Genomic DNA, 23,687 nt, shown 5'->3' with positions numbered 1-23,687 from the left:
GTGTGTGTGTTGTGGTGGTGCGCTTCTGGTTGTACGAGTGTGCTCTTCGCTGTGTGCATTGACCTCTCCCCCTCCCCCCCCCCCTCCCCCCCCCCCCACGGTGAGCAGAGCGCTGTGACACCCGACGTCTAGTACACCTGCCTGCCGCACTGTGTTAACCACCCGTTTTCCTGTCGAAGGGGATCCGCGAACTCACCATTGTCCCGCACACAGGCCGTGGTGACGCGACACGATTTCGTTTCGGCTCGTCAGGAGCCCGTCAAGGGTTCGCGAGGGTGTCGCGGCGGCATCGAGAGGCCGCCCAAGGGGATTTCGCACGCGCCGTCTTGTGACGGCCGGCGCACCGGTGACGCGGGGGCGCGTCAGGGGGTGGAGTGACTCATGTCACTGTCCGGCGTGTCGGCCAACGTCACCACGGCGGTGATCCGTTTGCCGACGGGCTCCCGGCGCACCTCGAAGGCATGGCACACGGCCATGACGATCTCCAGCCCGTGCTGGCCGACGCGGCCCGCCTCGGCGGCGCGGGCCACCGGCAGCGTCGGGTCGGAATCCCAGACGGTGGCCTTGACGGCGCCCTGGTCGACCTCGAGCGTCAACAGGCAGGGGCCGCCCGCGTACTTGACCGCGTTGGTCACCAGTTCGCTGACCACCAGCGGGACCATGCCCATCACCCGTCCGGACACGGGCAGCCCGGCGACCGCCTGCACCTGCGTCAGGAAGTCACGGGTGAACGCCCGCGCCTGGGCGATGCACGCGGAATCACCGTCGTACGCGACTGAGGCCTCGATCAGTGCACCCCGCTGTCCCTGCTGTCCTGCTTCGCTCACCTGCTGGCCCATACGATCCGTCCCGCGTCCACCTCTTCGACGTTCGCCGTCTGCCCCGGAAATCCGGCTTCACTCCATCCGGCCGCGCATTCGTCCGCGGAGCCGGAAAGGAGTGCTGAAGGGGGTGCCCGAAAGCGGTCTCGGTGAGGGGTCTCCGGAAGCGGTCCCGGAACCGACCGGCATCAGGGTCGGGCACCCGGCCCGGCGCGGTCGGGAGGCTCAGGCCTCGTCCACCGTCACGGAGACGGGAGTGCCGGCCTCGATCGTGCGGCTGACCGTGCAGAGCCGGTCGTGCGAGGTCTTGACGGCGCGGGGCAGGATGGCGCGGGCGCGGTCGCCCTCCTCGCCGTCCGGGAACGCCACCGAGAACGTGACCGCGAGACCGGTCATCCGGTTCCCGAGCTCGTCGCTGATCTTGTCGCCGGTCACGGTCAGGGTGAACAGCGTGGGCTCGACGTGGCGGGCGGTCGCGACATCGACGTCGGCCGCGGTGCAGCCCCCGATGGCGGCGAGCAGCAGTTCGACCGGGGTGAACCGCTCCTCCCCGCCGTCTCCCGAGCCGGTGCCGAAGTCGATCGTCCCGCCCCGCGCGTTCGTCGCGGTGAAGTGCCCGGTGCCGGTCCGCTCGACGGTGACGCGGCGCAGAGTGTCGTCAGTCATACCGCCGACCCTAATGTCGCGCCGCGCCGTCCGCCTCGGATGGGCCCCGGGTCAGTCGGGCGGATTCGGCCGGACGACACCGAAGTCGTAGGCGAGGATGACCGCCTGGACGCGGTCGCGGACGCCCACCTTCGACAGGACGCGGCCGACGTGCGTCTTGACCGTCGACTCCGCCACGACGAGCCGCTCGGCGATCTCGCTGTTGCTCCACCCCTCGCCGATCGCCACGAAGATCTCGTACTCGCGCTCGGTCAGGGCCTGGAGGCGCGGGTCGTCCTGCGGCCTGGCGTTGCCCGAGGGATCGTGCGGGAGATGCCGGGCGTACGCGTCCAGGAGACGCCGGGTCAGGGCGGGGGCGATCACCGCGTCGCCCCCGGCCACCGCCCGGATCCCGGCAAGCAGTTCCTCCGGGTGGGCGTCCTTGAGGAGGAACCCGCTGGCACCGGCGCGCAGCGCGGCGTAGGCGTACTCGTCCAGGTCGAACGTGGTCAGGATCAGCACCCGGGAGCGGCCGCCGGAGGCGACGATCCGGCGGGTGGCCTCGATGCCGTCCATGCCGGGCATCCGTACGTCCATGAGGATCACGTCCGGGCGCAGTTCGGCGGCCCTGCGGACGGCCTCGCCGCCGTGGGACGCCTCGCCGACGACATCGGTGTCCGGAGTGCTCTCCAGGAGCATGCGGAAGCCGAGGCGCTGGAGCGGCTGGTCGTCGACGATGAGCACGCTGGTCACGCGGCACCGCCCGTGACGGCCGGGGGAGCGAGGTCGGTCCCGTCCGGAGGGGTGAGATCGAGGGTGGCCCGCAGGGTCCATCCGCCGTCGGGGGCCGGTCCCGCGACGACCGTCCCGTCGTAAAGGGCCGCGCGTTCTCTCATACCGGGGATCCCGTGTCCTTCGTCGTCGTGCGGCCCGGAGCGCACGGTGCCGGGGCGCGGGCCGGTGTCGTGGACGTCGATGTGCAGGAGCGTCTCCTCGACGCTCACCCTGAGATCGACGCGTGTCTCGGGCCCTGCGTGCTTGAGGGCGTTGGTGAGGGCCTCCTGGACGATGCGGTACACGGCGAGCTGGACGCCGCGGTCCAGGCCGCCCAGTTCGCCGCTGCTGCGCAGGACCACGACCGGCCCGGCGGCCCGGATCCGCTCGCACAGGGCGTCGAGGTCCCCGATCCCCGGCTGCGGACTCAGCTCGGGCGCGCTGGGCGCCACGGTCTGCTCGCGCAGAACGCCGAGCATGCGGCGCAGTTCGCCGAGCGCCTGCCGCCCGGTGTCCCCGATGAGCAGCAGGGCCTGCTTGCCGCGTTCCGGCGCGAGGTCGCTCGCGTACGCGCCGCCGTCGGCCAGGGTGATGATGACGGAGAGGTTGTGGCCGACGATGTCGTGCATCTCGCGGGCCACGCGGGTGCGTTCGGCGGCCGCGGCCAGTCTGCTGCGCTGGTCGCGTTCGACCTCCAGCCGGGTCGCGCGGTCCCGCAGGACGGCGAGCTGGCCGCGCCGGATCCGGACGGCGAGACCGAGCGCGACCGCCGCGGTTATGGTGCTGAAGAGGAAGAACAGCGCGTCGAGCACGTGCACGCCGGACGGCAGGCGCACGGCGACCAGTCCCATCGCGCCGGCGGTGACCGCGCAGGCCAGGGGCAGCCGCCGCAGTTCTCCGTGCAGGACCAGGCTGTACAGGGCGATGAGGACGGCGACGTCGGCGCGCAGCCAGACGCCCAGCGCGAGCTGGAGGATGAGCACCCCGGTGATCACCGCGAAGGCGAGGAAGGGCCTCCTGCGCCGCCACAGCAGCGGGAGCACCAGTCCGGCCTGGAGCGCGAGCGTGCCCGGCAGGGTCAGGTGGGTGAACTCGGTGTCGAACGGATGGTGCCTGCCGTCGCCGTCGCCGTCGTGCACGAGGTCCGGCAGGCAGAACAGCAGCGCCACGACAGCCGTCACGACCGCGTCGAGGATCCAGGGATGCCGGCGGTCGCCCCGCTTGAGCCGGCGGCCGACACGGGACAGCGCACGGGCCAGCGGGTGGTTCCACGGCAGTTCCGCCTCCGCGAAGGGCGGGTCCTCCGCCGGCACGCGCGGGGTGGTGTCGTCGATGTTCATGGGAGTCACTGGTCCGCGCTCATGGGTGTCACCTGTTCATTGTGGGTCCGGCCGCGTCCTCGTACGCGCCTCCCTGTCGTCTCGTACGGGCGCCACCGCGGGTTCTTCGCGGTGGCGCCCGGGGTGCGGGTGCTGTGCCGGTGCGGGGCCTCAGGCGTCCGTGCGGACCAGCCGGTAGGCGGCGCCCGCCAGCGCCAGCACGGTCCAGCCGAGGAAGACCACCAGTCCGGCGGTGGGGGACAGCGAGGTCGCGTCGTGGGTCAGCGCGAACATCGACTCGCCCGCGTTGCTGGGCAGGTACGGGCTGATGTTGTCCTGCCACGAGCTGGGCAGCAGCGAGATCAGACCGGGCACCAGCATGAGGGAGGCGACCAGGACGGAGATGCCGCCGGCGACCGAGCGGAGCAGCGCGCCCAGGGCCGTGCCGATCACGCCGACGAGACCGAGGTAGAGGCCCGCGCCCAGGAGACTGCGGACCACGCCCGAGTGGGACAGGGTCAGGGCCGCGGGCGTGCCCGAGACGATACCGCTGTCGATCGTGAAGGCGACGAAGACGCCGACGGTCGCGACGACCAGCGCGACCAGCCCGAACACCGAGGCCTTGGACCACAGCACCGGCAGGCGGCGCGGCACGGCGGCCAGGGTGGAGCGGATCATGCCGGTCGAGTACTCGCCCGCGGTGATCAGCACGCCCAGCACGCCGAGCGCCAGTTGGGCGAAGTTCGTGCCGAACACGGAGAGGCTGAGCGCGGTGGCCGCGACGTCGTCCCGGTGCAGCGGGCGCCCGGAATTGAGCTCGGACTTGTAGTGCGCGGCGGCGATGACACCGAACGCGACGAGGAACAGCAGTCCGAGGCCGAGGGTGATCCACGTGGAACGCAGGGACCACAGCTTCGCCCACTCGGAGCGCAGCACCCGGCGTCCGGTGACCTTGTACTCCGGACGGGCCGCCCGTACGGGGACGGGCGCGGGGCTGTCCGTGACGGTGACGGTGCTCATGCCGCCCTCCCGGGGGCCTCGACGGTGGCGCTGGCGTGGTACTCGACGGCGTCGCGGGTCAGGTCCATGAACGCCTCCTCCAGGGAGACGGTCCGGGAGCTGAGCTCGAACAGCGCGATGCCGTGCTCGGCGGCCTTGAGCCCGATGGCCCGTGCGGACAGACCCGTCACCTGGAGCTCCTCGGAGCCGGCCGTACCGGTGATCTCGACGCCGGGACCGGCCAGTACGTCGCGCAGCCGGGACGCCTGGTCGGACGCCACGGTGACGGTGTCGCCGCCGGCCTGCTGGACGAGCTCACGCACGGTGGTGTCCGCCAGCAGACGGCCTCGCCCGACGACGATCAGGTGGTCGGCGACGAGTGCCATCTCGCTCATCAGGTGCGAGGAGACGAAGACCGTACGGCCGTCCGCCGCGAGTCCGGTCAGCAGGTTGCGGATCCACAGCACGCCCTCGGGGTCCAGTCCGTTGACCGGCTCGTCGAGCATGATCGTGGCCGGGTCGCCGAGGAGGGCCGCGGCGATGCCGAGGCGCTGGCCCATGCCGAGGGAGAAGGCGCCCGCGCGCTTCTTGGCCACGGACTGAAGGCCGGTCAGTTCGATGACCTCCTCCACCCGGCGGCGCGGAATGCCGTGGGTGTAGGCCTGAGCCATGAGGTGGTCGAAAGCGGAACGGCCCGGGTGGATGGACTTGGCCTCCAGCAGCGCGCCGACCTCCTGGAGCGGGGCGCTGTGCTGCGCGTAGTGCTTGCCGTTGACCGTGACGCTGCCGCCGGACGGTGCGTCCAGTCCGACGATCATGCGCATGGTGGTCGACTTGCCCGCGCCGTTCGGGCCCAGGAAGCCGGTGACGGTGCCGGGCTTCACGACGAAGTCCAGTTGGTCCACCGCCGTCTTCTCCCCGTACCGCTTCGTCAGCTGTTGTGCCTCGATCATCGAAGTTCCCTTGCTTTCGGGGGCAGGCCCCCCACCTGACTGCTCACCCACAACGCTAGGAGACGTCCGCGCCGGAACCGTGGTACCGGAGAGCTCGGTTGGGGTGGGGCGCGTAGTACCGCGGTATCACCCCGCTACGGCGTTCGGATGACCGGAAGGGTCAGGGGCGGCTCCCTCAACCACGCGCCGACGGTGCGGGAACCCTGTGCGCCGAAATGGCAGGGGTGACAATTGACAGGCCCGGCGCCGGTGGTGAGGGTGTCACCATGCCAGAGAGAACCGAGAAGCCAGGTCTGCGCGAGCGCAAGAAGGAAGAGACCCGGCGCGGGCTGCGCGAGGCCGCCGGCCGGCTCTTCGCCGAGCACGGTTTCGCGCAGACCACGGTGGCCGACATCGCCGCCGAGGCGAACGTGTCGGAGCGGACCTTCTTCCGCTACTTCGACAGCAAGGAAGCGCTCCTCCTCCCGGACGGGATCGAACTCTTCGCCCGCATAGAGGAGGCGTTCCTGGCCCGGCCGGACAGCGACACGCCGCTCGAAGCGGCCTGCGGCGCCATCACGGACGCGGTCTCCTACTTCGCCACCAGCAGCCTGACCGCCCTCGCCCATCCGCTCGGCGAGATCCGCGAACAGGCGCGCGAGGGTCTGTCCCGTCAGTTCCAGCAGTTCGAGGCACGTCTGACCGCGCTCGTCCTGGAGCGCCTCCCCGCGGAGGAGCCGGACGCCGACCTGCGGGCCGCCGTCATCGCCAACTGTGCGCTGGGCGCCGCGCGGGCCGTCCTGCGGACCCTGCGCGACCGCCGTACGGCCGGAGTTCCCGTCGAACCCGACCGGCTGCTCCCGCAGGCCTTCACCTTCCTGACCATGATCGGAGCCACTCCCTCGTGAACCGTCGCCGTCGTTACGCCGTCACCGCCATAGGTCTGACCGTGGTGGTCGCGGCAGCCGTGACCACCGATCTCTTCGTGGAGCACAAGGTGCGGGGCCGGGTCGCGGAGACCGCCGCGTGCCGCCTCGGCACGACCAAGGGGGTGCGGGTCGACCTCGACGACACCCTGGCCGGACTCAAGGCGCTCACCGGCACGGTCGGCGCCGTCCACGTCAGCGCCGAGGGCGTGCGCCGCCAGGGCACCGACATGGACGTCGACGCGCACCTGCGGGACGTGTCGACCGGCGGTGCCACCTCCGGCGGGACCGCGACCGCCACCATCGCCTACGCCGCGCTCGACCACACTGCCGGTCTCCGGGGCGGCGCCGGCACCGAGGGGCTGAAGACGGGCACGGACGGCACCCGTCTCACCCTCACGGGCTCCGCGGGCGCCACCGGTCTGCCCGTCACGGTGGCCACCACCCTGTCCACCACGTCCCACAGCCTCACCATCACCCCGAAGAGCGTCCTGGTCCTCGGCCGTGAGGTCCCGGTGTCGGAGCTGTCCGCGCTGCCGGGCGCCGGGGGACTCGCGGCCCGGCTCAAGCCGCGCACCGTCGAGATCAAGGAGCTGCCCCGGGGCACCGCGCTCGTCGGCGCCCACGCCGAAGGCGCCGGTCTCGTCCTGGACTTCACCGTGGCACCCGCCCGTGCGGGGCAGGCGGTGAACGCGGCGGGCGTAACCGGTTCGGCTTCCGCGTGTGCGTCGGCGAAGGGGCAGGCCGAGAGCTGACGATAAAAGTGGCAGGGATGACAATTGACGGCACTGTCATCTTCCCGGTTAAGTTGTGGCAGCCCTGTCACTTCTTCTGGAGGCGCGGTGTCCCTTCCCCCTGCCCCGCTGTCCCTGGCGCCGCTTCCCGTCGCGCCCCGGCCGTCCGCCCTGCACCGCACGGGCGCCTTCTGCGCGCGTCACGTCGTGTGGGTGATCGCCGCCTGGCTGGTGGTGCTGGCGGCGGCGTTCGCCGGCCGGCACGCGGTCGGCGCGACCTTCGGTGACGAGGTCACCCTCCCCGGCAGCCAGGCGAGCAGCGGCGCCGATCTGCTGGCGAGGTCCGACCCCGCGGCGGGTGCGGCCGGCGGAAAGGTCGTCCTGCACGTCGACTCGGGCACGGTGTCCGACCACGCCGCCGCGGTGGAGGAGACGCTCGGCCGTCTGAAGGGTCTGCCCCATGTCACCGCCGTCGCCGCACCGGTGACCAGCACCGACGGCGCGACCGCCTACACGGCGGTGTCCTTCGACCGGAAGCTGAAGTCCCTCGGCCACGCCTACACCGAGCGGCTCGACGAGGCGACGGCTCCCGCCAGGGACGCGGGAATCGGCGTCGGCTACGGAGGCGACCTGCACGACATCGTGCGCGCCCCCGCCGACGACGCCCTCGCCGAGGCGACCGGCGTCGGCGCCGCGCTGATCGTGCTGCTGCTCGCCTTCGGCAGTGTCGCCGCCGCCCTCATGCCGCTGGTCACCGCCCTGATCAGCGTCGGCGTCGGCCTCGGGGTGGTCGGCATCGTGGCCGGCACGCTCACCTTCGCCACCTCGGCCCCCACCCTGGCCACGATGATCGGGCTCGGCGTGGGCATCGACTACGCCCTCTTCCTGATCACGCGGTTCCGTCAGTACGTGATCGACGGGGACGATCCCCGTACGGCGGTCGGCCGCACGACCGCCGTGAGCGGCAAGGCGGTTCTGGTGGCCGCAGGCACGGTCGCCGTGGCCCTGCTCAGCCTGTACGCCTGCGGTCTGACCATGATCGGGCGGCTGGGGCTGGCCGCCACCGTCGCGGTGGTCGTCACGGCGGCCGCGGCGCTCACCCTGGTGCCCGCGGCCATGGGACTCGTGGGCCGCCGCGTCGACGTACTCCGTGTCCGCCGCAGGCCGGTCGCCGAGAGCTCCGGTGACCACGACGGATGGCACCGCTACGCGCGCCTGGTCGCCCGGCACCCGTGGCGGTTCCTCACCGCCGGACTCGCAGTCGTCGTCCTCTGCTCGGTACCCCTGTTCTCCATGCGCCTCGGACACATCGACGACGGCGCGGACCCGGCGGGCAGCACCACCCGCGACGCCTACGACTGGATCGCCGACGCCGACGGTCCCGGCTTCGGGCCGGGTGCAAACGGGCCCTTCACCCTGGTCGTCGACCTCACCCACGCGACCGTGTCCGCCGACCGGGTCGCGGACCTGGTCACCGACGGGCTGACGGGGACGGACGGCGTCGCCCGCGTGACACCCCCGCGCACCAGCCCGGACGGCAGGATCCTCGTCACCACCGTCGTCCCCGCCACCGGCCCCCAGTCGGCCGACACGGGAACCCTGTTCGCCACCCTCACCGACACCGCCCTGCCCCGGACCCTCGAAGGCACCGGCACGACGGGGCACCTGACCGGCAGCACCGCGGGCCAGCTCGAGTTCCGCGACACGGTCACCGAACGCCTGCCCCTGATCATCGGCATCGTGCTCGTCGCCGCGTTCCTGCTCCTGACGGTCGTCTTCCGGAGCCTGGTGATCCCCCTCAAGGCGGTCGCCCTGAACCTGCTCACGACCGGCGCGTCGTACGGCGTCCTGGTCGCCGTCTTCCAATGGGGCTGGGGCGACGGCCTGCTCGGCCTGGGCGAGCCCGTGCCGATCGAGTCCTACGTCCCCATGATGATGTTCGCCATCGTCTTCGGCCTGTCGATGGACTACGAGATCTTCCTGCTCTCGCGCATCGCCGAGGAGTGGCACGCGACCGGTGACAACGAGCGCTCGGTCGGCACCGGCCTCTCGCTCACCGGGCGGGTCATCACCTGCGCCGCGCTCATCATGACGGCCGTGTTCCTGTCCTTCACCGGCTCACCGGCCGTCGTGGTGAAGATGCTCGCCCTCGGCCTCGCCATCAGTGTCGTCCTCGACGCCACCGTCGTACGCCTCGTCCTCGTACCGTCGCTCATGTTCCTGATGGGGCGGGCCAACTGGTGGCTGCCGGAATGGCTGGAGCGCCGGCTGCCGAACTGGACCGTCTGACGCCGGGGGCGCGGCTCCCGGTCGGGGAGCCGCCGAGCGAGGTCGATGCGGGGTCGAGCCGCCGCGGTCGCTATCATCCGATAGTGGCGATTTGTTGACATTTCTCTCATGTGTGGCCTTTCCTCCGGGGTGGTCGATGACCCGCAAGCTGCCGACCGACGACGACGAGCTGCTCACCAGGCTCGGATCGCTGACGGCCCAGGCACGTGAACGCGCGGAGTTCCAGCGCTCACAGGTCGAACTGGCCATCGCGCTGCAACGCGGCATGCTTCCGGGCGACATGCCCTCCGCCCCGGGTTTCGACGTGGCCGTCCAGTACGCGCCCGCCTGCTACGGCCTCAACGTGGGCGGCGACTGGTACGACGCCTTCCGGCTGTCCGACGGACGCATCGGTCTGTCCATCGGCGACGTGCAGGGCCACAACATCGAGGCCGCCGCGTTCATGGGGCAGGTCAGGGTCGGCCTGCGGGCCCTGGCCTCCGTCGCCGGGGACCCGGGGGAGCTCCTCACCCGGACCAACGACCTCCTCCTGTCCATCGGCTCCGACCTCTTCGCCACCTGCACCTTCATGCGCCTCGACCCCGCCACCGGCATGCTGGAGAGCGCGCGGGCCGGGCACATACCCTGCGTCTGGGCGTCGGCGGACGGAAAGGCCGGCATCACCCAGGACGAGGGCGGCCCACCACTCGGCATCGAGGCCGGGATGCGCTACCCGGTGACCCGGCACCGCCTCACCACCGGCGGCGTCTTCGTCCTGTTGACCGACGGTGTCGTCGAGGGTCCCTCGATGCACGTGGACGAAGGACTCGACCAGGTCGTACGGCTCGCCGGAGTCGCCGCCGTCGCGGGCCTGTCGGCCGGTTCCCTGGCCGCCCGCGTCATCAAGGGCGCCGAACGCGTGGGGCACGAGGACGACGCGGCCGTCCTCGTGGTCCGCCACGGCGCGCCCACCGTCCCGCTCCGGTGACCCGACAGGCCGTCCGGCTTCCCTGACGGGACCTCCTTGGGACCGCGTGGGCCGCGCCCGCCGTCACGGGCGACCACCGCGGCCTCGCCTCGCCGACAGGGCCCCGGCGGTGTCTGATGGCTCTGTGGTGGCTACACAGGAGATGCGCCGACCGGCCGTCTTCGCCCTTCAGACACTGGTGATCGCCGCCTGCTACTACGGAGCAGGACGGCTGGGACTCATGCGGCGGCTCACGGTCGAAGGCGCTGTGTTCACACCCATCTGGCCGCCCAGCGGCGTCGCGGTGGCCGCCCTGCTGCTCCTCGGGATCCGGGCGTGGCTCGGGATCGCGATCGGGGCGCTCCTGGTCGTCCTGTCCCTCTCCTCGTTCTCCACGCTCCAGCCCTCCGCGGCGGGCATCGTCGCGGGCAACACGATCGCGCCGGTCTGCGCCTACCTCCTGCTGCTCGCCGTGCACTTCCGCACGGATCTGAGCCGGTTCCGCGACGGTCTCGCCCTGGTCTTCCTGGCCGCGCTGGGCGCCATGACGATCAGCGCGACCGCGGACGTCGGCGTGCTGGTGGTGACGGACAAACTGGCCCTGGGCGACTTCTGGCCGGTCTGGCTGGCCTGGTGGGTGGGCGACGCGATGGGCGTCCTCATCGTCACCCCGGTCATCCTGATGCTGTACGCCATACGAGCGCCGGTGGGCCTGTCACGGTGGAAGGAGGCCGCCCTCATCCTCCTCGCGGCCGCCGTCCTGGTGCCGGTCGCCACCCGCAGCTCCATCAGCATGCTGTTCCTGGTCTATCCGCTGCTGATCTGGGCGGCCCTGCGGTTCGAGCTCGCGGGCAGCCTGGTGTGCGCCCTCTTCGCCTCCGTCATGGCCACCGTCGCGGCGACGCAGGAGGTGGGTCCCTTCCACCGGCTGAGCCATGTCGAAGTCATGATCAAACTCCAGGCCTTCAACGGAACCATGGCGCTGACGGCCCTCCTCCTGTCCGCCGTCATCACCGAACAGCGCAACACCAGACGCTCCGTCGAACTGGCCTGCCAGGAACTGGTGGAGGTCCTCGAACATCTGACGGCCGGGAATCCCACGCCCAGACCGCCTCCCGTGGAGGAGGACGGCCACGCTTGACGGCGGGACACCAGCGCCGCTGCCGCCCTGTTCCGCAGGCGCCCGACCGCAATCCCGAGGGACGCGGTCCGGCGCCCCTTCCGGCTGCCCCGACGGCACCGTGCCGTCGTACGGCCCGGTGGGGAAGGATGAGACCACCAGCGAAGAACCACCGACGTGGAGGTGCGGGTACATGCAGCACGAGCGAGCGGGCCGTCCGGCCGGCCCCGAGGACCTCGTCGACGTAGCCCGGTTGGTCACCGCGTACTACGCGCTCCACCCCGACCCGGCCGAACCCGGCCAGCGCGTCGCCTTCGGCACGTCCGGACACCGCGGCTCGTCCCTGGCGACCGCGTTCAACGAGGACCACATCGCGGCGACGAGCCAGGCCATCTGCGAGTACCGGGACGGCCAGGGCATCGACGGCCCGCTCTTCCTGGGCGCCGACAGCCACGCGCTCTCGGAACCCGCGAAGGTCACCGCCCTGGAGGTGTTCGCGGCCAACGACGTGTCCGTGCTCCTCGACAGCGCGGACGGCTACACGCCCACACCGGCGGTCTCGCACGCCATCCTCACGTACAACCGGGGACGCTCCGCGGGCCTCGCCGACGGTGTGGTCGTCACCCCCTCCCACAATCCGCCCGCCGACGGCGGCTTCAAGTACAACCCCCCGAACGGCGGCCCGGCGGGCTCCGAGGCGACCTCCTGGATCCAGGACCGGGCCAACGAACTCATCAGGGACGGCCTCAAGGACGTACGGCGTATCCCCTACGCCCGCGCGCTCGCCGCGCCCGGCACCGGCCGTCACGACTTCCTCGGCACCTACGTGGCCGATCTCCCGCAGGTGCTGGACCTGGACGCGATCCGGGCGGCCGGAGTCCGCATCGGCGCCGACCCGCTGGGCGGGGCGTCGGTCGCCTACTGGGGGCGCATCGCCGAACAGCACGCGCTGGACCTGACCGTGGTCAACCCGCTCACCGACCCCACCTGGCGTTTCATGACGCTGGACTGGGACGGCAAGATCCGGATGGACTGCTCGTCGCCCTACGCGATGGCCTCGCTCATCGAACAGCGGGACCGCTTCCAGATCTCCACGGGCAACGACGCCGACGCCGACCGGCACGGGATCGTCACCCCGGACGGCGGCCTCATGAACCCCAACCACTATCTCGCCGCCGCCATCGCCTACCTCTACTCCCACCGGGAGCAGTGGCCCGCCGGGACGGGGATCGGCAAGACCCTGGTGTCGTCCGGCATGATCGACCGGGTCGCCGCGGACCTCGGCCGCCGACTGGTCGAGGTGCCCGTCGGATTCAAGTGGTTCGTGGACGGGCTGGTCGACGGCTCCCTCGGCTTCGGCGGAGAGGAGTCGGCGGGCGCCTCCTTCCTGCGCCGCGACGGCTCGGTCTGGACCACCGACAAGGACGGCATCATCCTCGCCCTGCTCGCCTCCGAGATCACCGGAGTCACCGGGAAGACGCCCTCCGAGCACTACGCCGGGCTCACCTCGCGCTTCGGTGAGCCGGCCTACGAGCGCATCGACGCCCCGGCCTCGCGCGAGGAGAAGGCCCTCCTGGCCAAGCTGTCACCCGCGCAGATCACCACCGACACCCTCGCCGGGGAGACGGTCACCGCGGTCCTCACCGAGGCGCCGGGCAACGGCGCGCCCATCGGCGGCATCAAGGTGACCACCGAGAGCGCATGGTTCGCCGCCCGCCCGTCGGGGACCGAGGACGTGTACAAGATCTACGCGGAGTCGTTCCTCGGGACCGATCACCTGCGCCGGGTGCAGGACGAGGCGAAGGCGGTGGTCTCCGCGGCCCTGTCCGGCTGACCGTGCCGGACACGACGGAGTCGCGGGGCGGTTCGGTCATGCCGAACCGCGCTTCGTAGAGCCGGATCCGGAAGCCCCGGCCGACGGCGGGTGCCGGGGCCTGTCCGGCCGGTTCGCGTCGTCGCCGGCCGTCCCGGCGGGCGGGACGGCCGAGCGGACGGAGAGGGCCGGGTGGGCGTGTACGGAGAGGGCCGGGTGGGCGGAACGGGCAGGCGGACGGGACGGTCGGGCAGGGCCTGGGGGCGCGCCGTCTGTCCGTCGGCGGTTCGGCGGCATGATGGCCCGTATGCGCATCCGTATCGACGCCCACGACCTGCCCGGCCGCACCTGTCCCGTCCCCGACGGCCGTGGCACCGTCCCGGTGTACGACAACATCCATGTGGCTGTGCAACGCCGTGACCGTCCGGCCGAACTGCTCGACCCCCAGCCCGGCGACGCCGCCCGCGCGACCTGGACGCTCGACTGCACGGTCGCGCCCTCGCCGACGGGGCCGGAACTGAAGGGGCCCTACCTCCAGCACCGCCTGGGGCACCGGTTCATCTATCTGTCGTGGGGCACCGTCGACGAGGCGGGGGTCTTCAGCATGTTCCGCCGCGCCAAGCTGATGCTCGACGCCGTCCCCGCCGACGTGCTCGCCGAGGCCGCGCGCGAGGGGCTCCTCGTCGCCCGGCTGGGTCTGACCGACGCGCACGGCCATCCGCGCTGCGCCCGCGTCGTGCCGCCGGACATCGCGTGGACGGCCGAAGCCGCCGCCTAGCCGCACCCCGCGTTAGAACCTCTAACGAAAGCTCTTGACGCTCACGCCTGCCGGTTATACCTTCTAACTAAAGCGATAGCAGATAACTCGCGGAACGCAGTGGAGGTCGTCATGAACGCCGAAGGGCTCGTCGAGGTCGTCCTGCCGGGCAAGGTGGAGCCGGAGGGGCTGGAGATCCGGCACGGCGCCGTGCCCGTCGCGGGCCCCGGTCAGGTCGTCGTCCGGATGGAGGCGACCGGCGTCTCCTTCGCCGAGCAGCAGATGCGCCGCGGGCGGTACTACGACCAGCCGCCGTTCCCCTTCGTGCCCGGCTACGACCTCGTCGGCACGGTTCTCACCACCGGACCCGGAGTGGACCCGGGGCTGGCCGGCACCCGGGTCGCCGCCCTCCTCAAGGTCGGCGGCTGGGCCAGTCATGTATGCGTGGACGCGGCCGACGTCGTACCGGTGCCCGACGGGATCGGGGCCGCCGAGGCGGAGACCGTGGTCGTCAACGGCATCACCGCCTGGCAGATGCTGCACCGCAAGGCGCGGATCCGCGCGGGCCGGACCGTTCTCGTCCACGGCGCCAACGGCGGCGTCGGTTCGGTCCTGGTCCAGCTCGCGCGCGCCGCGGGCGCCGAGGTGATCGGTACCGCGTCGGCGCGCCACCACGACGCCCTGCGGGAGCAGGGTGTGATCCCCGTCGACTACCGCGCCGGGAACGTCGCGGCACGCGTACGTGAACTCGCGCCCGGCGGGGTCGACGCCGTGTTCGACCATGTCGGAGGCCGCAGCGCCGTCGACTCCTGGCGCCTGCTCGCCCCCGGCGGCACGCTCGTGGCCTACGGCAGCGCCTCCACCCGGGACGACACGGGGTCCAAGCAGTGGCCCGTGCTCAAGCTGCTCGGCCGGGTCTGGCTGTGGAACGCCCTGCCCAACGGCCGCCACGCGTACTTCTTCAACATCTGGGCCGGCCGCGCCCTGTCCCGGAGCCGCTTCCGGGCCCGGCTGCGCGCCGACCTCACCCAGGTCTTCGGCGCCCTCCAGCGCGGTGACGTCACCGCCCGGATCGCCGCCCGGCTGCCGCTGACCGAGGCGGCCGAGGCCCTGCGGCTGGCCGAGTCCGGCACGGTCGCCGGAAAGGTCGTCCTCAATCCGTAGGGCGCCGGACCGTCGTACGGGGTCGCGGTGTCCTCGGGGAGAGGCGCGCTGTCCTCCGGAGCTAGGGCTGCTCCTCGACGACCATCTCGCCCAGCAGGGACCAGTCGTCCTGGGGGATCTTCATGTTCACGATGCGCGGTGTCGCGGTCAGGTGCCGGGGCAGGGCCTGCTGGGCGGCCTTGAAGTGCGCGGACTGGACGTGGGACGCGCCGGCCTCGTCGTCCCGGAAGGCCTCGACCAGGACGTACTCCGTCGGGTCGTCCAGGCTCCGGGACCAGTCGAACCACAGGCAGCCGGCCTCGGCGCGGGTGGCCGCCGTGAAGTCGGCGGTGATCTCGGGCCACTTCTCCGCGTCCTCGGGGCGGACGCTGAACTTGACGGTGATGAAGATCATGAGGGCTCCTCGCGTCGGTGTCGAGCCATTCTGTGCCGCCCGCGGCAGGGGAACGCCAGGGGCCTGTAAGCCGATCGGGGGAACCACCGCGACCGGATCGCTCCTGTCCGGGGCCCGTTCTCGAACGGCCTTGCGGAGCTCTGTCGGCCTCTGTATCGTTTTTCGATAACATCGATAATCGATATGGGGGAGTCATGGCGAGGGTACGCAATCCACTGGAGCCGATGTCGAGCGCGGTCACGATGATCGTGACGCTGTTCGCGGCGGTGACCGTCCTTGGCGTGTTCGGTTCGATGTTCATGGACGGAGTCAGCGTCCTTCGCATCGGGGACACGACGGTCTGCGTCACGGACACGACGACGACGGTGGGCGCCGGCGACGAGCCGTCCCCCCTGGGGTTCAGGGCGGCGCCGGGGGCCTCGATGAGCCTGGACGCCCATCCGAGCTTCTGCACGCGCGATCCCAGCACGGTCCAGGGCCTGCTCAACACCGCGACCCAGCTTCCCTCGTTCGTCTTCACCGTCGGGGCGCTCCTGCTCGTCCTCCGGTTGATCAGGGGAGCCGAGGGCGACGGCCTCTACACCGCGCGGACGGCGCGTCGGCTGCGCGGCGTGGGCTGGTGGCTGCTGGCGGGCAGTGTGCTCGCCGCGATCGCGGAGTCCGTGAGCGAGAAGGCGCTGATCCATTCGCTGAGCCGAGGCGGCGACGTCAACGCCCTGTCCGGGTTCCTCTCGTGGGACGCTCCGTACATGGCGATACTCACCGGCCTCGGCGTCCTCTCCTTCGCACGGATCATGCGCGTCGGCGTCGCCATGCGAGAAGACCTCGACGGAACGGTCTGATGCCCGAGGACAAGGAGGAGCACGCGATCGAGGTCCACCTCGACCGTCTGCTCGAAGAACGCGGGATGACGCTGGCGGAGCTCGCGGACCGGGTCGGTGTCACCCATGTGAACCTGTCGATCCTGAAGAACGGCCGGGCCAGAGCCGTACGGTTCACCACGCTGACCCGGCTCTGCGAGGTGCTGGAGTGCCAGCCGGGCGACCTTCTCAGCTACCGCCCGCCCGGGCGGGGGACCGGACGGACCGTCATGTGACGGCCCGTTCCCCCGGTCCGGGGGCGTCGGCTTCGGGCTGCTCGTCGGTGAGTTCGGGCTCCAGGCCTTCACCGACGTCGGCGTGAGGCCTCCCGGTGTCGGCCCGCCAGGCCTCGAACGCCCAGGCGGTGAGGGCGACGACGGTCAGCCCGAGCAGCCAGCCGCCCAGCACGTCACTGAACCAGTGGACGCCCAGCGCGACCCGGGTGAACCCGACGCCGACGACGGAGAGCACGGCGGCGCCCCAGCACAGCGCGCGCCAGGAACGCGGCACCAGCGGCAGCAGGACCAGCAGAAGGATGGCGAAGGACGTCGTGGCCGTCATCGCGTGACCCGAGGGGAAGGAGAACCCCGGCGCCCGAGCCACCGGATCCTCCAGCGACGGACGTGCCCGCTCGACGACCGTCTTCACCAGGAGCCCGATGAACCCGCCGGCCACCGCCGTCACCGCGGACCACGCGGCCAGACGCCAGGCCCGGCGGTACAGGAGCCACGCCGTCAGCAACGCAACAGCCGTACGCAAGGTGACCGGATCCCAGACCCGGTCGGAGAGGAAACGCAGCGTACTGGTCCAGGAGGGATGCTCCAGGGCGATCTCGTGCAGCCGGCGGGCGGCGCCCGCGTCCAGTCGGCGCAGGGGCTGCCATCTGCCCTCGACCAGCACGAGGAGCAGACCGAACGGCACCGCGGTGATCGCGGCCACCGCGGCCGAGCCGAGCAGCCGGGCGCCGAAGCGGCGGTCGGCCGTCCGTCGGCGCTCCCGCAGTTCCCGCAGCTTCCGGACCGTTGTGCGCGTCGGCATTCAGACTCCCGGATCGGGTTCGACCGGACCGGGGCGCCGTGCGCGCGAGGCTTCGAGCTGGGCGGCGAAGGACAGTCCGAGGAACAGGGCGATGGAGGTCAGATAGGCCCAGAGGAGGAGGGACATGAAGGCACTCAGGGGGCCGTAGACCGTGTCGAAGGTGCCGCTGATCCCGAGGTAGAGACTCAGCAGCCAGGTCAGCGCCGTCCACAGCACCAGGTACACGGCGGCGCCGAAGACCAGCCAGGTGTAGCCGGGCTGGCGGCGGCGCGGCGAGCGGCGGAAGATCGCGCTGGCCGAGATGAGGGCGAGGAGCAGACCGGAGGGCCAACGCAGGAGATCCCAGGCGGTCTTGGCGGCTCCGTCGAGGTGGTAGACGGTCACGACCGCGGACGCCAGGTCGCCGCCGGCCACCATCAGGATGAATCCGAGGCCCAGCGGGATGCCCGCGCTCAGGGACATGACCAGGCCGCGCAGGTACTTCCGGTGGAAGACGCGGTCGCGTTCGTTCCCGTAGATCCGGTTGGCACCCCGCTCGATCTGGCACATGGCGGTGGTCACGTTGACCAGGGAGAAGGCCAGTCCGAACCACAGGGCGACCTGCGCCCCGTCGCCCGCGGTGTGCCGGCTGCGGCGCAGCGCGTCGTCGACGACGTCGGCGCTCGGGCCCGCGGCGATCCGGCGGATCGTCAGTTCGGCGACCCTGCCGAAGTTCTCGGTGTGCAGGACCGAGGACAGACCCACGAACGCGATGGCGAGCGGGATCAGGGCCAGCACCGTCTGAAGGGCGAGCGCGCGGGAATGGCTGAACCCGTCGGCGTAGCGGAACCGGATGAACGCGTCGCGCAGCAGGGGCCAGCCGCCGTAGCGGCGCAGCGACGCGAGGGCTTCGTCGGCGGAGAGCTCGTCGCCGGACATGGCGTGGGTCTCCGGGACCTTGGTCGCGGTGCCCATTCACTTCTCCCTGGAGGGGAGCAGGACGGTCAGGGCGCCGGGGCGGACCTCGGCGGTGAGACGTCGGCCGGGGCCCACCGGATCACCGTCGAGTTCCCTGGACTGCGGCGTGTCGAAGGTGAGTTCGGCGCGCCGGAAGGTGAAGAACTCCACGGGGACGCCGTGGTGGTCCTCGCCCTCCGCCGCGAGGGTCTGCACGGTGGACGGCCGGGGAGGCGTGGCGCGCCCGCGCAGCAGTGTGCCGATGGCGCGGATCCAGCCGCCCGGTCCGCGCGGGTCGAGGACGAGGAGGTCGAGCTGTCCGTCGTCGGGGCGGGCGGCGGGCAGCAGTGTGACGCCGCCCTGCACGGTTCCGACGTTGGCGACGAGCACCATGCGGGCCGTGCGGCGGAACGCGGGGGCTCCGTCGAGCCGGATCGTCACCCGCATCCGGGGCGTGCGCAGGGTCCCGATGCCGGCCAGCGCGTAGGCCGGCCAGCCGAGGGCCGACTTGGCACGTGGATCGGTGTGCTCCATCATCGCGGCGTCGAGTCCGGCCCCGGCCATCGCGGTGAACCGGGTGGCGGGCAGGCCGTCGCCCTCGACGGCGGCGAGGTCGAGCGGGTGCGGACCGCCGGTCAGCGCGGCTTCGAGCGCGTCCACGGGGGAGAGCGGCAGACCGAGGTTGCGGGCCAGCAGATTGCCGGTGCCGCAGGGTACGACGGCCAGGGGGACGCCGCTGTCGGCCAGGGCGTCGGCGACCGTGCGGACCGTTCCGTCACCGCCGCAGACCACCACGAGGGTCGCGCCCTCGCGGACCGCGCGGGCCGTCTGTCCCGCCCCGGGATCGTCCGCGGTGGTCTCCAGGAACACGGGGTCGCGGTGGCCGTGCCGTTCGAGGGTTTGCCGCAGTTCGTCGCGCTGGGCCTCGTCGGTCACCGTGGGATTGAGGATCACGGCGGTCGTGCCGGGCGCACGCTCCTCGACGGCCGGTGCGGCCGGAGTGCCGCCGGTGGAGGGCGCCGCGGTCACGGACGGGTCGACCAGCAGGGCGCGCCCCACGATCAGCAGGGACAGCCCGCCGTTGGTGAGGCCGCCCAGGACGTCGGTGGGGTGGTGCATACCCCGGTAGAGCCGGGCGGCAGCCACGAGCAGCGGCAGGAGCAGCAGCAGAGCGGCCACGATCCTGCGCCACGGCCCGCGGACGCGGGAGAGCACGAGAACCGCCAGACCCGCGTACAGCGCGGTCGCCGCGCCGGTGTGCCCGGAGGTGTAACTCGACGTGGGCGGCGACGCGTCGAGGCGGTCCACCTCCGGCCGGTGGCGGTCCACCGATTCGGTGATGGCCAGGAACACCAGCGACTGCAGCGAGACGGCGACGGCGAGGAAGACCGCCTGGCGCCACATCGGGAGGCGGGGTATCAGGAGCAGCCCCAGACAGACCGCGAGCGTGATGGTCACGACCGTGAGGGTGTTGCCGGCCTCGGAGGCGATGGACGACAGCGTGGTGAGGGTGCCGGTGCGGGCCTGTTCGAGCCGCTCGTTCACGGTGTCCTCGGCCGTCAGCGGCCACAGCCCGTGGGCGGGTCCGGTGATCAGCAGTCCGAGGCCCACCATCGTGGCCGCCTGGCACGCCGTCAGCGCGGCGATGCGGGCGGCGGTGCGGCCGGTGCCCCGGGGCAGTGCGAACGACCGGGGGGAGCCGGAGGCTTCGGTGCGGCTGCCGGCGGGTCCGGCGGCTCTGTCCGGTAGGGCGGTCGGCATCGGTTCTCCCAGGGGCAGCGCGGTGGGCCGTTGTCCGCCCGGGACGCGCTTCCTCCCGGGTCCACGGCCGTCTGCCCCGGATCGCCTCGGACAGACCTGCTACGACGTGCGCCCGGACGGAAACAGGTCCGCCCCGGGACGCGACCTCAAGGTCGCGTCCCGGGGCGGACGTGTGTCGGCTCTGTGTCGGATCAGCCGTGGTAGGTGATGTAGCCGTTGCCGTCACGGTCGTTGGCGGACTTGGTGTACGAGTGGACGTCGGCACGGGCGCCGGACGACTTGTACAGGTAGATGCTGTCCTTGTCGTTGTTCCAGATGAAGTTGCAGTTCTGGCGGTAGACGACGTTGCCGGCGTCCGAGTCGGTGCCGTGGCCGCCGCGCAGCTTCACCGAGTCCCCGGGCTCCAGGTAGTGGTTCGCCGGGAAGGTGAACTTGTTGCCCGTCGCGTCCTTGACGACGTACCCCTTGAGGTTCACGGTCGTACCGGACGAGTAGTTCTTGATGACCAGGTACTCGCTCTTGGTGTTGCCGCTGGAGCAACTGTTGGAGTCACGGCCGGGCGCGTCGTACTGGACGCCCTTGATCTTCAGCGCGGACGAATACTCCGTGGCCTGGGCCGGAGCCGTGGCGATGGCGGCGAGCGTGCCGGCAGCAGCGGCGGTGACGGCCAGGGCAGTGCGGATACGCATGAGGAATCCCCCCTCAGTGGTGCGGATGAAACCCCGTGAGCATACCGATGATGTGATCAATGGATGACGGAGTTGTGTGGGACTCGTAAGACTCTCCGGTCAGGGGCCCGCTGTGACTTCGCTTACCTTCTCTTGTCCGACAAGAAAGGCATACCTAAGTTCTCTCCCATGGCTCCACGAATTCCCCCGCTCCCCAGCGGCCCCGACTCCGAGCTGGTCGAGTTCTCCGTCGACCTCACCGCCCAGGAGGTCCAGCGACAGGCCCAGGTCCTGTCCGTCCTCGGCCCCGACTGGGACCCGGTCGAGGTCATGCGCCAGGAGGAGGCCGCGTACGCCCTCCTGTACTCCGGGCTCGACGAGGAGCAGCGGCGCGTGTACGACGACCTCGTCGCGGCCGGCGTACTTCCCCGTCGCGGAGACGGCCGTGCTGCCGCTTGACCCGCAGGCGGATGTCGGCCGACGCGCCTGGGTGACCTGCCCGAACTGCGCGGACAGTCACGGATGCGCCTCCTGCGCACAGCGGCGGTCGTGCTCCGACCACTGGCGCTACCTGCTCTCCACCACCGGAAGCCTGCTCCACCTGCAGTGCCCGTCGTGCACCCACGTCTGGGTCCACGAGACCGGATTCGGCGCCACCCGATCCGTGTGGAGCCGCATCACGGGCGGCCGCCCGGGACGCTGACCCGGTGGGTCGGCGGCGCGGGCACAGGATCCGCGCACCCCTGATGACCAGCAGGTCATGCCGGGGTTATCCTCAGGGCCCCAGGCGGGTCGAACTCGTCCGACGCGCCCCTGTGGGAAGATCACAGCCCCGCACGACAGCAGTCCGGGCCCGCGCACGCCATCGCTCGTAGATTCGAAGACGCTCGCGGCCCACCGGTGGATGACGGACCGGCCCGCGCGGGTAAAGAAACTGCATGCGCATCTGCGCGAACATCCCACTGCCGAAGGACTGCCGGTCTTGGACCTCCCACACTCAGAATCCCCTGCCGCGCGGCGTCCTGGGCGCACCTGGACCGTCCGCATCTCCGGCCACAGCGACCGCACCGCGTCGGTCACGTGCTCCTCTCCCTGCGCGATGCCGCCGCGGTCCCGTGACCTCGCCGCGCTGCGCCGCTTCGCCGAGGCCCACATCGGCGCGCACGCCCGCGCGGCCACCGTGCACGCGGACGCCGCCTGCGCCTGTCGGCAGGCGCAGTGCGCCGCGCACGAGGGCACCCAGGTGCACTGCATGGGCAGCGTGCTGCTGGTGCTGCGCCATGATCCGGCCATTGCCCAGGTGTGGAACCTGATGGAAGTGTGCGCCGCCTGCGCCCCGTTGATGACGCACACCCGCGTCCTGGGCCGCGCCCTGCCGCGCACCCGCACGCCGTCCGCGCCCTCCGCTCCGGCGGCCACCGCCGCCGCCCCCGCGGTCGCTCCCGCGGTTCCCGGCGGCTTCAGCGCCCCGAGCGGACCCGGCTTCAACAGCGCGGACGCGCCCCCGGCACCGTCGCGCCGCCGCTCCGGCGGACCCGGCCGCCCCCAGTCGCGGCAGGGCCGGCGCGACCAGGGCAGATCGCGCGGCTGACCGCGATCCCGCCCGCTCCCGGCCGGTCGCGGTCCGGCCCGCACCGGGCCGGCCCCGCGGACATGGCGTGCCGGAGGCGGGCGCGAGGCCCGGATCGGGGCATTTCGTGAACGGCACCTGTTCGGTTGAGGGTTCACCATCGACTGAAAGGCGTTGCATGTCTTTGCGCAATTCTTGCAGGCGTTGCAAGGTGGCTCGCGCCGCGGCTCCACGGCCGCCGCATCCGCCGACCTGAAGGACGCCTCCATGTTCACCATCAGCCGCTTCGTACCTCCGCGCGGGCTCAGGGCGGCTCTGGGCCTGTCCGTCGCCGTGCTGGGCCTGCTGGGTGCCGCCGGAGCGCCCGCCACCGCGCGCGACGCCGGACCGGATGTCCTCATGGGAGAGGCCGTCGACACGACCCCCGTCCCGGACTGCGTCCACTACTACAGCGACTGGCGCTACACGACCGTCGTCAACGACTGCGACACCACCGTGGACGTCACCGTCCGGTACACCGAGTACCAGGACGCGCCGTGCCGCACCCTGCTGCCCCGGGCGATCGCCACGTTCGCCGGCTACGGCCCCCAGCTCAACTACGTCACCGGGCTGAGCGGCTGCACGCCGCCCGGCGTGTGACGGTGCCGCGCGTCACGCCGGCCCGGGCGGGGGTCTCCCCGCGCCCGGGCCTCCGGCCGTACGCCGTCGCGCCGTCATGCCGCCGGGCTGTCCAGGGGCCTCAGTTCGTCGGCGTACGAGACGGAGACACGGCGCATCAGACCGTCCTCGGTGATGTCGTACTGCCCGAGGCGCCACAGCGGCGGCGAGTAGGCGTGCAGGGAGACCGCGTCGTCGGTGGCGCCGGTGAGGCGGTGGATGTGGTCGGGGCCGAAGCAGAACGAGTGGCCCGCACCGACGCCGACGGACAGATGGCGGCCGCCGATACGGGGGTTGGACTCGGTCAGCACGCCCTGCACCACCCGCACCGCGCCCGAGGAGATGTCGTGGTCGTGCCAGCCGGTGTCGTTCCGCCGGGTCCAGCACAGCAGCCAGACGTCGACGTACGCGTCGCGGTGCAGCGAGACGTAGTGCCGTTCGTCGTGGGAGAAGGCGATCAGGTCCCGCCACAGCCCGGGTCGGGCGGCGAGGTCGTCGACGAGTTCCCGCAGCTCGTGCTTGTCGAGCGTGCGGTCCGGCAGGGACGAGTACGTCACGGCGGGA

26 protein-coding genes are annotated in these 23,687 nt (G+C 71.7%); 14 read left to right on the top strand and 12 right to left on the bottom strand.

Features of this window, described 5'->3' with window-relative positions; genetic code table 11:
• Positions 1-362 precede the first annotated feature (362 nt).
• The 6 genes from ACZ4TO_RS02320 to ACZ4TO_RS02295 form a co-directional block, all read right to left on the bottom strand.
• A complete protein-coding gene (locus ACZ4TO_RS02320) occupies positions 363-839 on the bottom strand; it encodes an ATP-binding protein (protein WP_468023171.1) in 477 nt (158 codons plus the stop codon).
• Positions 840-1,046: 207 nt separating this feature from the next.
• Positions 1,047-1,487, bottom strand: coding sequence for an OsmC family protein (locus tag ACZ4TO_RS02315; RefSeq protein ID WP_385048002.1), 441 nt, complete (start codon positions 1,485-1,487; stop codon positions 1,047-1,049).
• 51 nt (positions 1,488-1,538) lie between these two features.
• Positions 1,539-2,219 (bottom strand): response regulator, encoded by a 681-nt coding sequence (locus ACZ4TO_RS02310; protein WP_382780115.1) that lies wholly within the window; start codon positions 2,217-2,219, stop codon positions 1,539-1,541.
• The gene (locus tag ACZ4TO_RS02305) at positions 2,216-3,580 is read right to left on the bottom strand and encodes a sensor histidine kinase (RefSeq protein ID WP_468023170.1); all 1,365 of its coding nucleotides are present in this window, start codon (positions 3,578-3,580) and stop codon (positions 2,216-2,218) included. Before ACZ4TO_RS02305 ends, ACZ4TO_RS02310 begins: the two co-directional genes overlap by 4 nt.
• A gap of 150 nt (positions 3,581-3,730) precedes the next feature.
• A complete protein-coding gene (locus ACZ4TO_RS02300; RefSeq protein WP_382780120.1) occupies positions 3,731-4,579 on the bottom strand; it encodes an ABC transporter permease in 849 nt (282 codons plus the stop codon).
• Positions 4,576-5,511, bottom strand: coding sequence for an ABC transporter ATP-binding protein (locus tag ACZ4TO_RS02295; protein WP_385048009.1), 936 nt, complete (start codon positions 5,509-5,511; stop codon positions 4,576-4,578). The genes ACZ4TO_RS02300 and ACZ4TO_RS02295 overlap by 4 nt, the downstream gene beginning before the upstream one ends.
• A 266-nt stretch (positions 5,512-5,777) precedes the next feature.
• On the opposite strand from ACZ4TO_RS02295, the gene ACZ4TO_RS02290 reads away from it, so the two are divergent.
• From ACZ4TO_RS02290 to ACZ4TO_RS02255, 8 genes are all read left to right on the top strand, one after another.
• Positions 5,778-6,398 carry a TetR/AcrR family transcriptional regulator gene (locus ACZ4TO_RS02290; protein ID WP_382780124.1) on the top strand — a complete coding sequence of 207 codons (621 nt, stop codon included), beginning with the start codon at positions 5,778-5,780 and terminating at the stop codon, positions 6,396-6,398.
• Positions 6,395-7,171: a hypothetical protein gene (locus ACZ4TO_RS02285; RefSeq protein ID WP_468023169.1), complete on the top strand. Its 777-nt coding sequence runs from the start codon at positions 6,395-6,397 to the stop codon at positions 7,169-7,171. Before ACZ4TO_RS02290 ends, ACZ4TO_RS02285 begins: the two co-directional genes overlap by 4 nt.
• An 87-nt stretch (positions 7,172-7,258) precedes the next feature.
• Positions 7,259-9,439, top strand: coding sequence for an MMPL family transporter (locus ACZ4TO_RS02280; RefSeq protein WP_468023168.1), 2,181 nt, complete (start codon positions 7,259-7,261; stop codon positions 9,437-9,439).
• Positions 9,440-9,575: 136 nt separating this feature from the next.
• Positions 9,576-10,406: a PP2C family protein-serine/threonine phosphatase gene (locus ACZ4TO_RS02275; RefSeq protein WP_382780132.1), complete on the top strand. Its 831-nt coding sequence runs from the start codon at positions 9,576-9,578 to the stop codon at positions 10,404-10,406.
• A 124-nt stretch (positions 10,407-10,530) separates the two neighbouring features.
• Positions 10,531-11,526: an MASE1 domain-containing protein gene (locus ACZ4TO_RS02270; protein WP_468023167.1), complete on the top strand. Its 996-nt coding sequence runs from the start codon at positions 10,531-10,533 to the stop codon at positions 11,524-11,526.
• Between the two features lie 172 nt (positions 11,527-11,698).
• Positions 11,699-13,339: a phosphoglucomutase (alpha-D-glucose-1,6-bisphosphate-dependent) gene (gene pgm / locus ACZ4TO_RS02265; RefSeq protein ID WP_382780138.1), complete on the top strand. Its 1,641-nt coding sequence runs from the start codon at positions 11,699-11,701 to the stop codon at positions 13,337-13,339.
• Positions 13,340-13,625: 286 nt separating this feature from the next.
• Positions 13,626-14,096 (top strand): DUF5990 family protein, encoded by a 471-nt coding sequence (locus tag ACZ4TO_RS02260; RefSeq protein ID WP_382780141.1) that lies wholly within the window; start codon positions 13,626-13,628, stop codon positions 14,094-14,096.
• A 111-nt stretch (positions 14,097-14,207) separates the two neighbouring features.
• Entirely contained in the window at positions 14,208-15,239 is a 1,032-nt protein-coding gene (locus tag ACZ4TO_RS02255) for a medium chain dehydrogenase/reductase family protein (protein WP_468023166.1), read from the top strand.
• A 61-nt stretch (positions 15,240-15,300) separates the two neighbouring features.
• Here the strand turns inward: ACZ4TO_RS02255 and ACZ4TO_RS02250 are convergent, their stop codons facing one another.
• Complete coding sequence (locus ACZ4TO_RS02250) at positions 15,301-15,633, bottom strand: putative quinol monooxygenase (RefSeq protein WP_382780147.1); 333 nt, start codon at positions 15,631-15,633, stop codon at positions 15,301-15,303.
• Between the two features lie 194 nt (positions 15,634-15,827).
• On the opposite strand from ACZ4TO_RS02250, the gene ACZ4TO_RS02245 reads away from it, so the two are divergent.
• Positions 15,828-16,475, top strand: coding sequence for a DUF2975 domain-containing protein (locus ACZ4TO_RS02245; RefSeq protein ID WP_468023165.1), 648 nt, complete (start codon positions 15,828-15,830; stop codon positions 16,473-16,475).
• Positions 16,475-16,729 carry a helix-turn-helix domain-containing protein gene (locus ACZ4TO_RS02240; protein WP_468023164.1) on the top strand — a complete coding sequence of 85 codons (255 nt, stop codon included), beginning with the start codon at positions 16,475-16,477 and terminating at the stop codon, positions 16,727-16,729. The genes ACZ4TO_RS02245 and ACZ4TO_RS02240 overlap by 1 nt, the downstream gene beginning before the upstream one ends.
• Here the strand turns inward: ACZ4TO_RS02240 and ACZ4TO_RS02235 are convergent.
• The 4 genes from ACZ4TO_RS02235 to ACZ4TO_RS02220 all read right to left on the bottom strand — a co-directional run bounded on the left by ACZ4TO_RS02235 (position 16,722) and on the right by ACZ4TO_RS02220 (position 20,917).
• The gene (locus ACZ4TO_RS02235; RefSeq protein WP_468023163.1) at positions 16,722-17,531 is read right to left on the bottom strand and encodes a phosphatase PAP2 family protein; all 810 of its coding nucleotides are present in this window, start codon (positions 17,529-17,531) and stop codon (positions 16,722-16,724) included. The genes ACZ4TO_RS02240 and ACZ4TO_RS02235 overlap by 8 nt on opposite strands.
• On the bottom strand, positions 17,532-18,485 hold the full coding sequence (locus ACZ4TO_RS02230; protein ID WP_382780160.1) for a YihY/virulence factor BrkB family protein: 954 nt from the start codon (positions 18,483-18,485) through the stop codon (positions 17,532-17,534).
• On the bottom strand, positions 18,486-20,228 hold the full coding sequence (locus ACZ4TO_RS02225; RefSeq protein WP_468023162.1) for a bifunctional phosphatase PAP2/diacylglycerol kinase family protein: 1,743 nt from the start codon (positions 20,226-20,228) through the stop codon (positions 18,486-18,488). It abuts the gene before it with no gap.
• A 191-nt stretch (positions 20,229-20,419) separates the two neighbouring features.
• Entirely contained in the window at positions 20,420-20,917 is a 498-nt protein-coding gene (locus tag ACZ4TO_RS02220; protein ID WP_382780167.1) for a lamin tail domain-containing protein, read from the bottom strand.
• A gap of 168 nt (positions 20,918-21,085) precedes the next feature.
• On the opposite strand from ACZ4TO_RS02220, the gene ACZ4TO_RS02215 reads away from it, so the two are divergent.
• The 4 genes from ACZ4TO_RS02215 (at position 21,086) to ACZ4TO_RS02200 (ending at position 23,105) form a co-directional block, all read left to right on the top strand.
• Positions 21,086-21,355 carry a DUF6400 family protein gene (locus tag ACZ4TO_RS02215; protein ID WP_468023161.1) on the top strand — a complete coding sequence of 90 codons (270 nt, stop codon included), beginning with the start codon at positions 21,086-21,088 and terminating at the stop codon, positions 21,353-21,355.
• A complete protein-coding gene (locus ACZ4TO_RS02210; protein ID WP_385048045.1) occupies positions 21,342-21,599 on the top strand; it encodes a hypothetical protein in 258 nt (85 codons plus the stop codon). Before ACZ4TO_RS02215 ends, ACZ4TO_RS02210 begins: the two co-directional genes overlap by 14 nt.
• A gap of 396 nt (positions 21,600-21,995) precedes the next feature.
• Entirely contained in the window at positions 21,996-22,487 is a 492-nt protein-coding gene (locus ACZ4TO_RS02205; RefSeq protein WP_382780176.1) for a hypothetical protein, read from the top strand.
• Positions 22,488-22,733: 246 nt separating this feature from the next.
• A complete protein-coding gene (locus ACZ4TO_RS02200; RefSeq protein ID WP_468023160.1) occupies positions 22,734-23,105 on the top strand; it encodes an alpha-amylase in 372 nt (123 codons plus the stop codon).
• 74 nt (positions 23,106-23,179) lie between these two features.
• Here the strand turns inward: ACZ4TO_RS02200 and ACZ4TO_RS02195 are convergent, their stop codons facing one another.
• A complete protein-coding gene (locus ACZ4TO_RS02195) occupies positions 23,180-23,680 on the bottom strand; it encodes a cysteine dioxygenase (protein ID WP_385048051.1) in 501 nt (166 codons plus the stop codon).
• Positions 23,681-23,687: the final 7 nt, after the last annotated feature.

Source organism: Streptomyces sp. NPDC028298 (genome assembly GCF_055565895.1).
Note: the sequence above shows the minus strand (reverse complement) of the source record. Positions and strands in the feature narration are given on the sequence as shown.

What these genes read in the sequence shown, in the direction of transcription:
- ACZ4TO_RS02320 (WP_468023171.1), bottom strand. Translation starts at nt 839, where the DNA reads ATGGGCCAGCAGGTGAGCGAAGCAGGACAGCAGGGACAGCGGGGTGCA.
- ACZ4TO_RS02315 (WP_385048002.1), bottom strand. Translation starts at nt 1,487, where the DNA reads ATGACTGACGACACTCTGCGCCGCGTCACCGTCGAGCGGACCGGCACC.
- ACZ4TO_RS02305 (WP_468023170.1), bottom strand. Translation starts at nt 3,580, where the DNA reads ATGAACATCGACGACACCACCCCGCGCGTGCCGGCGGAGGACCCGCCC.
- ACZ4TO_RS02300 (WP_382780120.1), bottom strand. Translation starts at nt 4,579, where the DNA reads ATGAGCACCGTCACCGTCACGGACAGCCCCGCGCCCGTCCCCGTACGG.
- ACZ4TO_RS02295 (WP_385048009.1), bottom strand. Translation starts at nt 5,511, where the DNA reads ATGATCGAGGCACAACAGCTGACGAAGCGGTACGGGGAGAAGACGGCG.
- ACZ4TO_RS02290 (WP_382780124.1), top strand. Translation starts at nt 5,778, where the DNA reads ATGCCAGAGAGAACCGAGAAGCCAGGTCTGCGCGAGCGCAAGAAGGAA.
- ACZ4TO_RS02275 (WP_382780132.1), top strand. Translation starts at nt 9,576, where the DNA reads ATGACCCGCAAGCTGCCGACCGACGACGACGAGCTGCTCACCAGGCTC.
- pgm (WP_382780138.1), top strand. Translation starts at nt 11,699, where the DNA reads ATGCAGCACGAGCGAGCGGGCCGTCCGGCCGGCCCCGAGGACCTCGTC.
- ACZ4TO_RS02260 (WP_382780141.1), top strand. Translation starts at nt 13,626, where the DNA reads ATGCGCATCCGTATCGACGCCCACGACCTGCCCGGCCGCACCTGTCCC.
- ACZ4TO_RS02255 (WP_468023166.1), top strand. Translation starts at nt 14,208, where the DNA reads ATGAACGCCGAAGGGCTCGTCGAGGTCGTCCTGCCGGGCAAGGTGGAG.
- ACZ4TO_RS02250 (WP_382780147.1), bottom strand. Translation starts at nt 15,633, where the DNA reads ATGATCTTCATCACCGTCAAGTTCAGCGTCCGCCCCGAGGACGCGGAG.
- ACZ4TO_RS02245 (WP_468023165.1), top strand. Translation starts at nt 15,828, where the DNA reads ATGGCGAGGGTACGCAATCCACTGGAGCCGATGTCGAGCGCGGTCACG.
- ACZ4TO_RS02240 (WP_468023164.1), top strand. Translation starts at nt 16,475, where the DNA reads ATGCCCGAGGACAAGGAGGAGCACGCGATCGAGGTCCACCTCGACCGT.
- ACZ4TO_RS02235 (WP_468023163.1), bottom strand. Translation starts at nt 17,531, where the DNA reads ATGCCGACGCGCACAACGGTCCGGAAGCTGCGGGAACTGCGGGAGCGC.
- ACZ4TO_RS02230 (WP_382780160.1), bottom strand. Translation starts at nt 18,485, where the DNA reads ATGGGCACCGCGACCAAGGTCCCGGAGACCCACGCCATGTCCGGCGAC.
- ACZ4TO_RS02225 (WP_468023162.1), bottom strand. Translation starts at nt 20,228, where the DNA reads ATGCCGACCGCCCTACCGGACAGAGCCGCCGGACCCGCCGGCAGCCGC.
- ACZ4TO_RS02220 (WP_382780167.1), bottom strand. Translation starts at nt 20,917, where the DNA reads ATGCGTATCCGCACTGCCCTGGCCGTCACCGCCGCTGCTGCCGGCACG.
- ACZ4TO_RS02215 (WP_468023161.1), top strand. Translation starts at nt 21,086, where the DNA reads ATGGCTCCACGAATTCCCCCGCTCCCCAGCGGCCCCGACTCCGAGCTG.
- ACZ4TO_RS02205 (WP_382780176.1), top strand. Translation starts at nt 21,996, where the DNA reads ATGCCGCCGCGGTCCCGTGACCTCGCCGCGCTGCGCCGCTTCGCCGAG.
- ACZ4TO_RS02200 (WP_468023160.1), top strand. Translation starts at nt 22,734, where the DNA reads ATGTTCACCATCAGCCGCTTCGTACCTCCGCGCGGGCTCAGGGCGGCT.